At 68.4% G+C, this 14,316-nt stretch carries 14 protein-coding genes; 9 read left to right on the forward strand and 5 right to left on the reverse strand.

Translation table 11 applies throughout. The annotated features are described in order from the left end of the window. Positions 1-48 precede the first annotated feature (48 nt). Positions 49-798, forward strand: a complete 750-nt coding sequence (locus ASE28_RS10040; protein WP_057199916.1) for a GNAT family N-acetyltransferase — start codon at positions 49-51, stop codon at positions 796-798. Here the strand turns inward: ASE28_RS10040 and ASE28_RS10045 are convergent. Genes ASE28_RS10045 through ASE28_RS10055 form a run of 3 tightly spaced genes read right to left on the reverse strand, consistent with a single transcriptional unit; the run spans position 777 to position 5,609 of the window. Continuing rightward, the gene (locus ASE28_RS10045) at positions 777-2,861 is read right to left on the reverse strand and encodes a PP2C family protein-serine/threonine phosphatase (RefSeq protein WP_157421926.1); all 2,085 of its coding nucleotides are present in this window, start codon (positions 2,859-2,861) and stop codon (positions 777-779) included. The genes ASE28_RS10040 and ASE28_RS10045 overlap by 22 nt on opposite strands. Further along, positions 2,851-4,818, reverse strand: coding sequence for a hypothetical protein (locus tag ASE28_RS10050; protein WP_057266467.1), 1,968 nt, complete (start codon positions 4,816-4,818; stop codon positions 2,851-2,853). The genes ASE28_RS10045 and ASE28_RS10050 overlap by 11 nt, the downstream gene beginning before the upstream one ends. Beyond that, positions 4,815-5,609, reverse strand: a complete 795-nt coding sequence (locus ASE28_RS10055) for a hypothetical protein (protein ID WP_057266468.1) — start codon at positions 5,607-5,609, stop codon at positions 4,815-4,817. Before ASE28_RS10055 ends, ASE28_RS10050 begins: the two co-directional genes overlap by 4 nt. A gap of 95 nt (positions 5,610-5,704) precedes the next feature. On the opposite strand from ASE28_RS10055, the gene ASE28_RS10060 reads away from it, so the two are divergent. Further along, complete coding sequence (locus ASE28_RS10060; RefSeq protein ID WP_057266469.1) at positions 5,705-6,151, forward strand: ATP-binding protein; 447 nt, start codon at positions 5,705-5,707, stop codon at positions 6,149-6,151. A 195-nt stretch (positions 6,152-6,346) separates the two neighbouring features. Then, complete coding sequence (locus ASE28_RS10065) at positions 6,347-7,102, forward strand: GGDEF domain-containing protein (protein WP_057266470.1); 756 nt, start codon at positions 6,347-6,349, stop codon at positions 7,100-7,102. A 19-nt stretch (positions 7,103-7,121) separates the two neighbouring features. On the opposite strand, the gene ASE28_RS10070 is transcribed toward ASE28_RS10065, so the two are convergent. Together ASE28_RS10070 and ASE28_RS10075 are read right to left on the reverse strand one after the other, a co-directional pair. Next, a complete protein-coding gene (locus ASE28_RS10070; RefSeq protein ID WP_057266471.1) occupies positions 7,122-7,877 on the reverse strand; it encodes a hypothetical protein in 756 nt (251 codons plus the stop codon). Between the two features lie 189 nt (positions 7,878-8,066). Beyond that, positions 8,067-9,656, reverse strand: coding sequence for a GMC family oxidoreductase (locus ASE28_RS10075; protein WP_057266581.1), 1,590 nt, complete (start codon positions 9,654-9,656; stop codon positions 8,067-8,069). A gap of 129 nt (positions 9,657-9,785) precedes the next feature. Here ASE28_RS10075 and ASE28_RS10080 point away from each other — a divergent pair, with 129 nt between their 5' ends. From ASE28_RS10080 to ASE28_RS10105, 6 genes are all read left to right on the forward strand, one after another. After that, positions 9,786-10,634, forward strand: a complete 849-nt coding sequence (locus tag ASE28_RS10080) for a 3-hydroxybutyryl-CoA dehydrogenase (protein WP_057266472.1) — start codon at positions 9,786-9,788, stop codon at positions 10,632-10,634. Between the two features lie 83 nt (positions 10,635-10,717). Further along, the gene (locus ASE28_RS10085) at positions 10,718-11,536 is read left to right on the forward strand and encodes a crotonase/enoyl-CoA hydratase family protein (RefSeq protein WP_057266473.1); all 819 of its coding nucleotides are present in this window, start codon (positions 10,718-10,720) and stop codon (positions 11,534-11,536) included. Between the two features lie 183 nt (positions 11,537-11,719). Continuing rightward, positions 11,720-12,187 carry a MarR family winged helix-turn-helix transcriptional regulator gene (locus tag ASE28_RS10090; protein WP_057266474.1) on the forward strand — a complete coding sequence of 156 codons (468 nt, stop codon included), beginning with the start codon at positions 11,720-11,722 and terminating at the stop codon, positions 12,185-12,187. A gap of 61 nt (positions 12,188-12,248) precedes the next feature. After that, positions 12,249-12,665 (forward strand): organic hydroperoxide resistance protein, encoded by a 417-nt coding sequence (locus ASE28_RS10095; protein WP_057199906.1) that lies wholly within the window; start codon positions 12,249-12,251, stop codon positions 12,663-12,665. Between the two features lie 3 nt (positions 12,666-12,668). After that, complete coding sequence (locus tag ASE28_RS10100; protein WP_082608008.1) at positions 12,669-13,049, forward strand: DUF1304 domain-containing protein; 381 nt, start codon at positions 12,669-12,671, stop codon at positions 13,047-13,049. 148 nt (positions 13,050-13,197) lie between these two features. Further along, a complete protein-coding gene (locus tag ASE28_RS10105) occupies positions 13,198-14,292 on the forward strand; it encodes a DUF2855 family protein (protein WP_057266475.1) in 1,095 nt (364 codons plus the stop codon). The last annotated feature ends 24 nt before the right edge of the window (positions 14,293-14,316 follow it).

A 14,316-nucleotide genomic window follows, 5' to 3' on the forward strand; every position in this document is an offset into this window, starting at 1 on the left:
TTCAACCCTTTCGACCCGTTGCGCGCTGTTTGCGCCACCCCGTCCACCGTGCTCAGCTCCCTGTCCCCCATACCGCGCGTCCTGCTGCCTGAAGTGGGACTGGGCCAACTGCCCCAGGCGCACACCCGCTTGTTGGAGTCGCAAGATTTCGAGGCGTGGGTGGCCTTGCGCAACACCGTGCTGGCCACGCTGCCCGACCCTGACCTCTATGTGCGCGAGGACCACGAGGAGAACTTCTTCCAGGCCCACCTGTCTCCGAGCGGCGAAGTCATCGGGGTGTTTGTGGACGACGCCCTGATCGCCTACGCCATGATCGAACTGCCGGGCGAACAGGAGGCCCATAACCTGGGCCACGTGATCGGCCTGGAGCCGGCACAGCAGGGCATGGTGGCGCATCTGTCGAGCTGCATGGTGCTGCCGCAGTGGCGTGGTCGCCAGTTGCAGCGCACGCTGCTGTCGGCGCGCCTGGGCCTGGCACAGGCCTGCGGACGTCCCTTGTGCATGGCCCTGGTCTCCCTGCTCAACCACCGCAGCCGCCACAACATGCTGCGCCAGGGCCTGCGTGTCGTCTGGACCGGCATGATCGACGGCCTGCACCGCCACGTGGCCATGATCGATCTTGAGCAGGGCATGGACTTTGCGGCCGAGGGGGAGTTGCTGCTGCCCAGCCTGGACTACGAGGCCCTGCGCGCGGCGGCGCTGGCCGGCTACGCCTGCGTGGGCGAGGTGCGCACACCCGACGGTGCGGTGTCGTTGCGCTACGCGCGCCATCTCGGTCACAACCGCCGCCCCCGGTAGGTCATTGCCACCACCGTGATGTCGTCGGCTTGCGCGGCGCCGTTCTCGAAGCCGCGCACGGCACTCACGAGCTGCTCGGGAATGCGCGCCGTGACCACCTCTCGGGGGTCGCTGACAATGGCTTTCATGGCCGCAAGCAGGGCGGCGTCCCCAAAAAGCGCATTGTCCGCATTGGTCGCTTCGGTCACGCCGTCGGTATAGAGCACGACGGTTTCGCCGGGGGCCAGCGTGACCTCGCCCTCGGTGTATTCCTGCTCTTCCATCACGGCCAGCGCCATGTTCCTGCCGCGCGGGAACAGCGCGGCGCTGGTGCCGGTCAGGCGCACCGGCGGGTTGTGGCCCGCATTCACGTAAACCAGCCGCCCGGTAGGCAAGTGCAGCACGCCGTAGAACACGGTGACGAACATCATCTGGTCGTTCTCGGCGCACAGCTGGTCGTTGAGGGCCCGGATGGTGGCACCGGGTTCGCGCAGGAACAGTGCGTTGCTCTTGAGCAGGGTGCGCGAGATCGCCATGAAGAATGCGGCCGGCACGCCCTTGCCCGATACGTCGGCCACGACCACGGCCAGGTGCTCGTCGTCGATCGGGAAATAGTCGTAGAAGTCGCCCCCTACTTCCTTGGCCGGGATCATGGTGGCCGCGATGTCGACCTCCCCCACGTCGGGCGCCGAGCGCGGCAGGATGGACAGCTGCATCTGGCGGGCGATCTCCAGCTCCTGTTGCAGGCTGGCCAGGGTGGCCTGGGTCACCACCGCCGCCTGCAGCTCGCGCAGCAGCTTGAGCAGGCGGCTTTGCTGGTTGGTGACCAGCCCGGACATGCGGCCCAGGATCCCCGCGAGTTCGGCCAAATGGTTGGTCGGCGCGGCGCTGGCGTCGGCCGGGGCGTGGCTGACCGGCGTTTCGGCGCTCGAACCGAGCGCCGCGAGGATCTCCTCGCGCGAGGCCAGGTCCAGGCTGTCGGCCAGGGTGCGCAGTTGGTCGCGGATCAGGCGTTCCTGTTGCTGGCGGGTGCGGATGCGCTCCTGGCGCAGGGTTTCGAGGTTCAGCAGTTCCGAGCGGATGGCCACCACGCCGCGCGCGATCTCTCCGGACTCGTCCTCGGCGTCTTCCTCGCCCTGGTCCAGCGAGGCATCGGTGGCGCCGCGCGCCAGCGCGTTGAGCACGCCGACCGAGCGCGCCAGCGGCTCCATCGCGTGGCGCAGGTAGACCACGAGGCCTGCCGCCAGCATCGCGGCGAAGGCCAGCGCCGCCGCCAGCGCGGTGCGCGAGAACAGCTGGTCGGCGTAGTGCCTGTCGCTCACGTCCTGCATCCAGACCAGAGCGCCAACGATGCGCGCATCGGGGTTGCGCACGGGCTGGCTGACGATGCGCAGGGCGCGTGGTTCACGGTTGTGGTCTTCCAGCTGCACGGTGACGGCCTGGTTGGAGCGCACGGGGATCGGCGTTTCGGTGGCAGCCAGCACGCCCGCGCGGGTGCCCACGGATTCCGCGCCGCGCATGTTGGCCAGGAAGATGTCACCTCCCAGGTAGGTGGCCAGCTCGGACAGCTTGGGGGCGACGTCCTGGCCTACGGCCAGCGCGCCGCCGTCGAAGCCGCGCACCACCACCCACTGGTACTGGCGCACCGCCACCTGGCTGAGCCCGCGCACGGCGCCGCTCTGACCACTGGCCGTGGCCACCCAACGGACTTCGGCCATCGCCTGCGGATCGATCCCGGGCTCGGTGGTGGCCACCAGCGTGCCCTGGCGGTCGAAGACATCGATGCGCAAGCCCGGTGCGCGCCGAGTCGCGGCCGCCAGCAGCGCGTCGATGCGGGCCCCGGCACCGTGCGCTGCAAGGTCGCGGATAGCCGCATCCTCCAGCAGCTGCTGGGCCAGCACGTCCTGGCGGTCAAGGTTTTCGTTCTGCAGCTTGTCCCAGGCGATGCGCTGGTTCTGCAGCAGCACTTCGTCGTAACGCTGCGACCAGCGCTGGTCGCTGAGCCAGCCCATCGTGGCGAAGGCTGCGACCAACAGGGCCATGGCGGCCAGCAGGATGGCGATAAGCCGGTGCTTAAGGTGCATGGTGCCCCCCGGCGCGGACCGCACTCCCAGCGGCGCGCTGAGCGTGCCTGCTGCAAACCAGCAGCAGCAACGCGGCCGCTAGCAAGGGCCAGCCGCCGTGCAGGTGGGCGCCCAGAGCGCCACTGGCAACCACGGCGCCGAGGCCCATCGCGGCCCATTGGGCCGCCGACAGCTCGGGCAGCCGGCCCTGGCCCTCGGCTGTGCGCGCCAGCCGGCCCAGCGCGACGCCGGTCAGCAGGGCGGCCAGCACCAGCGCCGCATCCTGCAGATACCAGCCCGTGGGCAGCCAACCCGAGGCGATGGCCAAGGCCAGCAGGGTGGCTACGGCGGCCACGGCGGTCAGGATGCTCGGGGACGGCATGCGCCCGCGCAGGAACAGCCCGGCCGCCACGCCCAGCCCCAGCAGGGGTGCCCAAATGGGGGGCTGCCCCAGCGCATGTGCGGCCAGCGCCAGGCCCAGCAGCAAGCCGGCGGCACCGGACTGGCCCAATGCCCTGGTGCGGTCGGCCGCGGGCCGGGCCGCTGCGGGCAGGGCGTTGCCGTGCACCCCCGTGCGGCTGCGCCAGGGGCTGCGCGGTCCGTTCCAGCGCACCACAAAAAAGCCCGCGCACACGGCGGGCAGCAGCAACGCATAGGCTCCCTGCAGCATGCCCAAGGCGTCCAGCGCCAGGCTGCCCAGCGCCGGGCCCAGCCAGACGGCAGCGACGGTCCAGGCGCTCCAGGTCGCGGCGCGCCAGCGGGGTCGGGCGTGCGCGTATTCGGGCCGGGTGCGTGGCACGTGTTCGACGGCCTGGCAGGCGGCCAGCACGGCGCCCACCACCAGGCCATGCCAGGCACCCGCCGCCATGGCGAAGGTCCAGGGCAGGCTCGCTGGCAGGCCGCTGGCGCAGGCCATGGCTGTGGCCAACAGGGCGATGCAGGCGGGCAGCACCACGGTGGGCGCTGGCCAGCGGCGCCAGCGTGTCACGGACCAGGCCGCCGTGCCCGCCACGAAGAAGGCGGCCAGGCTGGCGGCAGTGGCCGGTGCCAGGCCCTGCCACTGCCAGGGTGTTTCGCCTTGCAGGTGCAGGCTGCGCAGCCACAGGGTCTGCAGCGCCAGCGCGCTCAAGGCCACGAGCAGGGCGATCCAGAACGCCTGCGCTTCTGCTGCGACCACCCGCACCTGGGCAATACCGTGTTCGGCGAAGCGGTCATGGGCCTCGGCCTTGGCCAGCAACTGGTCCAGGCGTTCGCGCCGCGCGTGCTGGGGTTCGGTCTGGCGCAGCGAGGCGATGAGGCGGCGCACGCGCACCAGCCCTTCGTGCACCTCGCGCACCGCATGGCCCAATTGCTGCACCCGCAGGTCGAACCCGCGCCGTTGCGGCAGCACCACGGTGTTGTCGTAGCGACCCTGGGCGATGGCGCGGCGCGCGCGCCAGGCGGCATGGTTGCGCAACTCGATGCCCTGGGCCTGCGAAAAGCGCGCGGCCAGATAGGCCAGCAGTGCCAGCACCCCGATGGCAGGCAGCAGCAGGGCGGCCGTGGCACGGGCGAAGGCGGCGGCACCGCTGTCGCGCAAAGCCAGGCGCAGGGTGGCCACGGAAGCGCCACGGACCTGCACAGGCGCCTCGGCCGTGGCACCTGCCGCGGCTGCGTCGCGCGTGACCTCCCAGAGTACCTTGCCGTCGGGCAGCACCAGTGCCACGGCATGGATGTCGGGCTGCGACGCCATGCGCTGCTGGAACAGCGCCTCTACGCCCACCAGGCCGCGCAGCGGGATGCCGGATTCGACGGCGTGGCTGATGCGCACGCTCAGCGACTGGGCCATCAGCTGCGAACGCGTTCGGTCGCTTGCGGCCCGCAGGTCGCGCAACTGGTCATAGGTGTAGATGGACAGGACGCAGGCAGCCAGCAGCAGCAGCACCAAGGCCGCGATGCCCAGGCGGGTCGCGGGGTCGAAAGCGCGGCGCGCGGTCATTCGGAGCGCTCGCTTTCGTCCAGGCGCACCAGGCATTCGTCCATGCGCTGGCGAACCTGGGCACTGCGCCCCAGTGCCCGCGTCTGCGAGCGCTGGCATTCGATGCGCAACCGGGCCGACTGCGGTTGCAGGGCCCAGAGCGTGGCCAGCCAGCCCAGCAGGCCGGCGATGGCCAGCACCAGCACCGCCATGGCGCCCAGCGTGAGGGTTTGTCCATCAGGCTGCCACACCGCGAGCCGAAAGCGCACGGGCTGGGTCGCATACGTGGCGCTGATGTGGCCCACAACCTCGCCGAAGGCGTTGTGCAGGGGAAGGCCCATGATGGCCTCTCCCGGGAGCGCTGCGCTCCAGATCCGGTCCTGGCGCGCGCCGGCCTCGGCCGCGCGTGCCGCACGGGGCTGCAGCGCCTCGCCGATGGCGCCCCGGTCGGTGCTGAAGAGGGCGATGCCCACGCGGTCCACCACATCGATGGCGTAAAGCTGGGTGTCACTGGCCAAGGCACGCTCCAGCCGGGGCTGGATGCCGCGGTGGTCGGGCAGATCAAAGCCCAGCCCGAGGTCGCCCTCGATGGCCTCCTGCAGTTCCACCAGCGTCAGCGACAGGCGCGAGCGCTCTATCTGCGCTTCTTCTTGCGCGCGCACGTCCAGCAGCAGGCTGGTGATCAGTGCGATGCCGGCCAGCACGATGAGCAGCCACAGTCCGGCGAGTTCCCACAGCGCAGCGAGTGTGGGCCTTGCCGCGACGGCGGTGCTGGCGACCTGGGGTGCTGAGGGCGACGAAAGCGTTTGCATGGTCCGGCTCATGCCACAATGCTTCGGCGACCCACCGGACTGCGGCGCAGACAGCGCCCGCAGGAGCAGCCCAAGGTTTCAGCGCGCAGACATCTATGAATCCACCGCTCGAATGGCAGCAGACCCTGCACGGCACCGTTGCCGAGCTTCCCTTTTTCTTCGAGCGGCTGGAGGCCTGGGCGGATGACAATGGGGTGCCGATGCCCCTGGCTTCGTCCTTTGGACTGATGCTCGACGAATTGCTGACCAATGTGGCCATGCATGGCTATGCGGGACAGGGCGGCCTGGTGGAGGTGCATGTGCGCTTTGATGCGCCGGCCCGGCTGCAGGCCGTGTTGCGCGACCATGGGCGGGCATTCGATCCCACCACCTTGGCGGCGCCCGACGTGGGGGCCTCGCTCGATGATCGGGACATAGGTGGCCTGGGCGTGCATTTCGTGCAGAGGTTGGCAGATCGTTTCGAGTATCGGCGCGACGGTGAGGTCAACGAGATCACGGTATCGCGTTGCCTGCCGGCCGCTGGGGCGGCGCAGTCACGGTAGGGCCTGCTGACAGGCCCTAGATTGTTAACAAGTGTACGAGCGTATCATCGTGTCCGTCGCGGGGCTGTCGTTTGTGCGCCTCGCTTTGCGCTTTTTGTAACACCCAAACATGCCGTTGTTGCTGTGATTTTTTGCGCTGGCACGCGCCTGCAGCAGCCACGCACATGCTGCCTGCCGCCACGAGGAGAACACCCTGTGACCCCTGCCGAGACCGACGACGCCTTCCTGCAACGCCTGTGCGACATCATGCAGCGCATCGCCCAGCAGGGGGACCTGCGCGCCATCGGGCCGCTCATGGACATGACCGGCGAGCGCCCCGAGGAAAGCGTTCAGGCCCGACTGACCGAGGCCTTCGCCCATATGGTGGTCAAGCTGGAGGCGCGCGAGTTCGAACTTGAATGCCGCATCTCCGACCTGGACGAGACCCGCCGCGAGTTGGAGGCCGCCAATCTGGACCCGCTGACCGGCCTGCCCAACCGCATGATTGCGCGCGACCGGCTGCGCCAGGCGCTGACCGATGCCAACACGCGCCAGGGGCTGCTCACGGTGCTGTTCCTTGACCTGGACAAGTTCAAGCATGTCAACGACACCATGGGCCATGCAGCGGGCGACGAACTGCTGTGCCTGGTGACGCAGCGCCTGCGCGGCTGCCTGCGCGAAGGCGACACCCTGGCACGCCTGGGCGGCGACGAGTTCCTGTGCGTCTTGCCCGGCGCCAGCGCCGAAGACGCACAGAGCGTGGCAAACCGCATGGTGGCGGCGCTGACCGACCGCTTTCAGCTCGCCGTCGGCGGCGCGGACATCGGCACCAGCATCGGCCTGTCGCATTTCCCTGACCACGGGCGCGGCGTGGATGAGCTGATCGCCCACGCCGACGCCGGCCTGTACGAGGCCAAGCGCAACGGCCGCAACCGCTGGTGCTACGCGCCGACCGAAGCCGCAGCGGACTGACCGCCCCGCACCGCAGGGCTCAGTACGGCGGCGCGATCTCGCAGGACATGCCCAGGCTGCGCATCAGCTTGATCCATTCGTAGGGCGTGAGATGGGGCTTCACGCTGTGGAGCACGCCGGTGAACACAGGGGCCGGAGCATGGGCACGCATATCGGCCAGCAAGGCCGTGCGCTCGGGCGGCGACATGAAGGGCACCAGCCAGCGCAGGATGGCCATCATCTCCTCGGGCGGGATGGAGGCGACCAGGGCGTTGTGCACCTCCACCAGTTCCGCGTCGCTGTAGTGCGCCCAGAGCACGCTGTTGTGGGTGGTTTCCTCGGCATGCATGTGCTCGAAGTTGTGGGCGATGAACAGCGCCAGCTGCCGGTACAGCGCCTGGGTGGCCACGGGCCGCGCGGCAGGCGCACAGCCCAGCAGCTGCGTGATGCCAGCAGCCAATGCGGCGATGGCGGCCTCGTGCTCAACATGCTCGCTTTCGAGCACGCGGGCCGCGCCCGGTGCACGGGCTTCGATGGCCGTGTGCACGAAGGTGTTTTCGTGCTGCAGGTGCGAGCGGCACAGGTCCAGCAGGTCCATCACACGTTCGCAGTGGCTGGCGAATTCCTCCTCATCGGTCACGTCCATGCGGCCCAGGGCCAGCAGGGTGTGGGCCATCACGGCGCGCAGGGCCTTGTGGATGCCGGCATACATGTCCATGCGCGGCGCGCCGGGTTGTGCCGAAGGGTCGGTATGGGCCGAGATCATGGCCGAGATTTCGCGGGGGTCGATGTTCATCGCTTTGCTCTTCTTTCATGCTGCCCTTGCGGGGCGTTGCCACACCGCCTGCAGGAGAGTTCTGGCGGTGTCCGGCCGGATGCACCATGCATCCGCAGCCGATGAAAGAAGTCTAGGAAAGCACTGCGATTTCGCCTGTGAAGAATTTCCGCTTTCAGCGCCCTGCGCCAATCCAGGGCGTGACATCCATCACGCCGCAGCGCGCAGCATGTCCACGGCCTTCTCGGCGATCATCACCGTGGGCGCGTTGGTGTTGCCGCTCACGATGCGCGGCATGATGGAGGCGTCCACCACGCGCAGGCCCTGCAGTCCGTGCACGCGCAGCTGCGCATCCACCACATCGAGCGGCCCTGGCCCCATGCGGCAGGTGCCCACCGGGTGGTAGATGGTGTCGGCGTACTGGCGGATGAACTGCTCGATCTGCGCGGGGGTCTGCGCACCGGCCGATGCCGGCAGCTCGCGCGCGCCGAAGCGTGCCAGCGCCGGCTGCGCCAGGATGTCGCGCAGGCGCTGAAAGCCGCGCACCATGCGCTGCATGTCGTCCGCGTCCTCCAGGAAGCGCGGGTCCACCAGCGGCAGGGCCATCGGGTCCTTGGTCGCCAGCGCCACCGTGCCCCGGCTGCGCGGCTGCAGCAGGCACACGTGGGCCGAGTAACCATGGCCCAGCACCGTCTTGCGGCCATGGTCCACGAGCTTGCCGATCACGAAGTGCAGCTGCAGGTCGGGCGCCGCCTCGGCAGGGTCGCTTTTGATAAAGCCCCCGGCCTCGGCGAAGTTGGTGGTCAGCATACCGGTGCGGCTGCGGCGCCATTCGAGCACGCCGAGCAACTGGCTCCACATGCCCGCAGGTGAAATGCCGAACAGGTCCTTGAGCTCTGGCGCATTGAACACCTGCACCACATCCGGGTGGTCGTGCAGGTGCTGGCCCACGCCCGGCAGGTCGTGCAGCACCGGGATGCCATGGCGCTGCAGGTGCGCGCCCGGCCCCACGCCCGAGAGCATGAGCAACTGCGGCGAGAGCAGCGCGCCGGCGCTCAGCAGTACCTCGCGGCTGGCGCGCACCTTGTGCAGCGCCCCGGCCTGACGGTACTCCACACCCACGGCACGCTGGCCCTCGAACAGAATGCGCGTGGCGTGCGCGCCGGTGACCACCTGCAGGTTGCTGCGCGCCAGGTGGGGCGTGAGGTAGCCCTTGGCCGCACTGTGGCGCTCGCCGTTCCTGTGCGTCACCTGGTACATGCCCACGCCTTCCTGCGTGGCGCCGTTGAAGTCGGTGTTGTGCGGGTGGCCGGCCTGCACGCCGGCCTCGTTGAACAGGTGACTGAAGCGGTTGGGCGAGCGCAGGTCGGCCACGTTCAGGGGGCCACCCTGGCCGTGCCAGGCATCGGCGCCGCGCTCGTTGTGCTCTGCCTTGAGGAAGTAGGGCTTCACATCCTCCCAGCCCCAGCCGGGGTTGCCCTGGGCCGCCCAGTGGTCGTAGTCGGCATGCTGGCCGCGGACGTAGACCATGGCGTTGATGGAACTCGATCCGCCCAGCACCTTGCCACGTGGCTGGTATCCCTGGCGGCCATTGAGCGCGGCCTGTGGGGTGGTGTTCTGGCCCCAGCCGTTGAGCTCGAACTTGGCCATCACCGCCAGGCCCGCCGGGCAATGGATGAGCACGCTCTTGTCGGCGGGGCCGGCTTCGAGCAGGCATACGCGCACGGCGGGGTCTTCGGTGAGCCGGCCGGCCAGCACGGAGCCGGCGGAGCCGCCCCCGATCACGATGTAGTCGAACAACATGTTTTTTGTCTCCAGGCCCTGCGCAAAGCCTTTGCCGCGCCGGGACCCGACAGACCATAACCGAACGGGCGTGCGATTCGGCTTACCATGCTGCCCGTCTGTTTCACTTTGAAGAGAGCTCTCTATATGACGATTCAAACGGTTGGCATCATCGGCGCGGGCACCATGGGCAACGGCATTGCACAGGCCTGCGCGGTCTCGGGCATCGACGTGGTGATGGTGGACATCTCCGATGCTGCAGTGCAAAAAGGCCTGGCCACCGTGGCCGGCAGCCTTGACCGCCTGATCAAGAAGGACAAGATCACGGCAGCCGACAAGGCTGCGGCGCTGGCGCGCATCAAGGTCTCCACCAGCTACGAGGACCTCAAGGCAGCGCAACTGGTGATCGAGGCCGCCACCGAGAACTACGAGCTCAAGCTCAAGATCTTGAAGCAGGTGGATGCGCTGGTGGCGCCCGAGGTGCTGATCGCGTCGAACACCTCATCGATCTCCATCACCAAGCTGGCCGCCGCCACCTCGCGTGCGGACCGCTTCATCGGCATGCACTTCTTCAACCCGGTGCCCATGATGGCGCTGGTGGAGATCATCCGCGGCCTGCAGACCAGCGACGCCACGCACGACGCCGTGAAGGCGCTGGCCGAGGCCCTGGGCAAGAGCCCCATCACCGTGAAGAACGCCCCTGGCTTCGTGGTCAACCGCATCTTGGTGCCCATGATCAACGAAGCCTTCTTCGTGCTGGCTGAAGGCCTGGCCACACCCGAGGACATCGACGCCGGCATGAAGCTCGGCTGCAACCAGCCCATCGGCCCGCTGGCGCTGGCGGACATGATCGGCCTGGACGTGTGCCTGGCCGTGATGGACGTCTACCTCACCGAATTCGGCGACAGCAAGTACCGCCCCTGCCCGCTGCTCAAGGAAATGGTGGCCGCCGGCCGCCTGGGCCGCAAGACGGGCCAGGGCGTCTATACCTACTGACGGTCCCGGGCGCGCTGTCCCCGCGGCGACGGCGCAACAATTCCATCGGGTTTTCAATCAGGGGCAAGGAGACATTCGCGCCCATGACCAGCATCACCCCCACCACGCCCCCAGCCGAAGGCTGCATTGATACCCAGGTGCTCGGCCATGTCCTGCTGATCGGCATCAACCGGCCGGCCAAGCGCAATGGCTGGACACCGCCCATGTTCCGCCAGCTGGCCGAGGCCTATACCCGGCTGGACGACGACCCGGCACTGCGCGTGGGTGTGCTGCATGCCTTTGGCGACCACTTCACGGCGGGGCTGGACCTGCCGGCCGTGAGCGCCTACATGCAGCGCGGCGAAAAGGCCATTCCCGAAGGCATGGTGGAGCCCCACGACTACGGCCTGCCAGGCTACCGGCGCCGCACCAAGCCCATGGTGGTGGCGGTCAAGGGCATCTGCTTCACGGTGGGCATCGAGCTCATGCTGGGCGCCGACATCGTGGTTGCGGCGGATGACTGCCGCTTTGCGCAGATGGAGGTGCAGCGCGGCATCATGGCCACGGGCGGCGCCACGCTGCGCATGGCCGAGCGCGCCGGCACCGGCAATGCCCTGCTGCACCTGCTGACCGCCGACGAATTCGGCAGCGCCGAGGCGCTGCGCCTGAACTTCGTACAGAAAGTGGTGCCAGCAGCCCAGGTGCTTGACGAAGCCCTGGCCATCGCCCGGCGCATCGAGGCCCAGGCCCCGATGGCGGTGGTGGCCACCCGGCTCAACGTGCTCAAGGCCATCGAGCAGGGCCAGGCGGCCGCGGTGGCCGATTTCATCCCGGTGCAGAAGCAGTTGGCCAACAGCGAGGATGCGGCGGAGGGCGTGCGCGCCTTCGTCGAGAAGCGCCCTGCCCGCTTCTCGGGTCGCTGAAGGCCAATCCGGCAATGGGCCTGTCACGGATGGTTGCCACCATGGCCTTGCGCGCGCACCTGCGCCGTGCGTGAATAACAGCTTCAACTGAAACGGGCTGCACCCCGCGACAAGACCGACCCAGCAACAAAAGATTACACAATTCAATTGCGCGCAATTCAATTCCGCGGCACAATTCATCCCATGGCACGCAGCAACCCCTCCACCCACACCCCCAGCCCGGCCCTGCTGCGCCTGGACAACCAGGTGTGCTTCGCGCTGTATTCCGCCTCGCTGGCAATGACCAAGCTGTACAAGCCTCTGCTCGAAACCGTGGGCCTGACCTACCCCCAGTACCTGGTGATGCTGGTGCTGTGGGAGGAGGACGGCGTGACCGTCTCCGAACTGGGCGAGCGCCTGTTCCTCGACTCGGGCACGCTCACCCCTTTGCTCAAGCGCCTGGAAACCTCGGGCCTGATCGCCCGCATCCGTGATGCTCAGGACGAGCGCCGCGTGCGCATCAGCCTCACGGCCCCGGGCCGGGCGCTGCGCGACAAGGCCGAGGCCATTCCGCCCTGCGTGCTCGAAAGCAGCCAGTGCACCCTGCCCGAGCTGACCGCCCTGACCGGGCAGCTCAAGACCTTCCGCGACCGGATCCAGCCGCCGCGCTGACTTTTTTTCTTTCCCACCCCGTCCGCATTCAGGACATTCATCCACTGCAAAGGAAGACACCATGACTCAACTCGAAAAAGTCCTCTACACCGCCAAGGCCCACGTGACCGGTGGCCGTGACGGCGCCGCCAAGACCGACGATGGCCGGCTGGATGTCAAGCTGTCCTCGCCTGGCACGTCCGGCACCGGCACCAACCCCGAGCAGCTGTTCGCCTCGGGCTACGCAGCCTGCTTCATCGGCGCCATGAAGGCTGTCGGCGGCAAGATCGGCATCCCCGTGCCCCAGGACGTGTCCATCGACGCCGAAGTCGACCTGGGCCCGATCCCGAACGCCTATGGCATCGCTGCCCGCCTGAAAATCAGCCTGCCTGGCCTGGACCCCGCCACGGCCCAGAAGCTGGTGGACGCAGCCCACCAGGTCTGCCCTTACTCCAACGCCACGCGCGGCAACATCGACGTGACCATCACGCTGGTGTAATCGGTGGCCCGGCTGCTGATTCCCCGCATCGCGGTGGCCCTGGTGGCCATCGAGCATGTGTACATCCTGGTGCTGGAGATGTTCTTCTGGAACAAGCCGCTGGGGCTGAAGACCTTCAACCTGACCCAGGAGCTGGCCGACGCCACCGTGACGCTGGCCGCCAACCAGGGCCTGTACAACGGGTTTCTGGCGGCGGGCCTCATCTTCGGCCTCGCCACCAACAACCGGGTGTTCAAGATCTTCTTTCTGGCCTGCGTGATCGTGGCCGGGGTTTACGGCGGTGCCACCGCCGTGCCCAAGATCTTCTTCACCCAGGCCCTGCCCGCGCTGATCGCCCTGGCGCTGGTGCTGACACTGGACAAACCCAAGGCCGCCAACGCCTGAGACGCACCACCGCTACCAGGGCCGCGGCCCTGAACAAAGGCCCGCCGGCCTTGCTGGCGGGCCTTTTTCCATGGGGCGGTGCACCCGTGTGTCGCGCATGCGCCGACGCCTGCTTGAACGCATTGGCAGATTCGTTTAGCGTGCGGCCATGAGCACCACCACCCTCCTCGTGCGCCAGGATGCCCTGGCCCACACCGCCCTGCGCACCACCCAGGAAGTTCCTTTGGCCGATGGCCAGGTGCGCGTGCGCGTCGAGCGCTTTGCGCTCACGGCCAACAACATCACCTATGCCGCACTGGGCGGCATGCTCAATTACTGGCAGTTCTTTCCATCGGACGAGACGGGCTGGGGCATCGTGCCTGTGTGGGGCTTCGGCGACGTGGTCCAGTCCCTGCACCCTGGCGTGGCTATGGGCGAGCGGCTCTACGGCTACTGGCCCATGTCCACCCACGCCGTGCTCACGCCCGCACGGCTGACCCCGGCAGGCTTTTACGACGGCGCAGCCCACCGTGCCAGCCTGCACGCGGTGTACAACCAGTACGTACGCAACCGCACCGATCCGTTTTACACGCCCGACTCCGAGGAGATCCAGGCACTGCTGCGCCCGCTGTTCATCACCTCCTGGCTGATCGACGACTTCATGGCCGACCAGCAGTTCTTCGGTGCCAAGCGCCTGCTGCTGTCCAGCGCATCGAGCAAGACGGCCTACGGCACTGCCTTCCAGCTCGCGCAGCGGGGCGGCCTGGAGGTGATTGGCCTGACCTCGCCCGGCAATGTGGCCTTCTGCGCAAGCCTGGGCTGCTACGACCGGGTGGTGGCCTACGACGCGCTGGAGCAGATCGAGGCTGCCACGCCCTGCATCTACATCGACTTTGCCGGCAGCGTGGCCGTGCGCGAGGCCATCCACCAGCGCTTTTCCGCGCTGGCCTACAGCTGCGCCGTGGGCGCCAGCCATGTGAACGACCTGGGCGGCGCCGGCCAGTTGCCCGGCCCGCGCCCGACCATGTTCTTTGCCCCCGCACAGATCAAAAAGCGCCGCGACGACTGGGGCGCGCAGGTGCTCAACGAGCGGCTCGTGGCTGCCTGGCAGGCCTTTGCCGCAGCCGTGCAGGCGCCGCCCACCCCCTGGCTGCAGGTGCAGCAGCACCAGGGCCCCGATGCCGCACAGGCGCTGTTTGCCACCGTTCTGGCGGGCGGGGGCGACCCCCGCCGCGGCCACATGGCCAGCCTTCAGCCCTCCTGATCGGCGGGGGCTCCAGCGCGGGGG

The sequence above is a fragment of the Acidovorax sp. Root219 genome, from assembly GCF_001428665.1.
Taxonomy (GTDB): Bacteria; Pseudomonadota; Gammaproteobacteria; order Burkholderiales; family Burkholderiaceae_C; genus Acidovorax.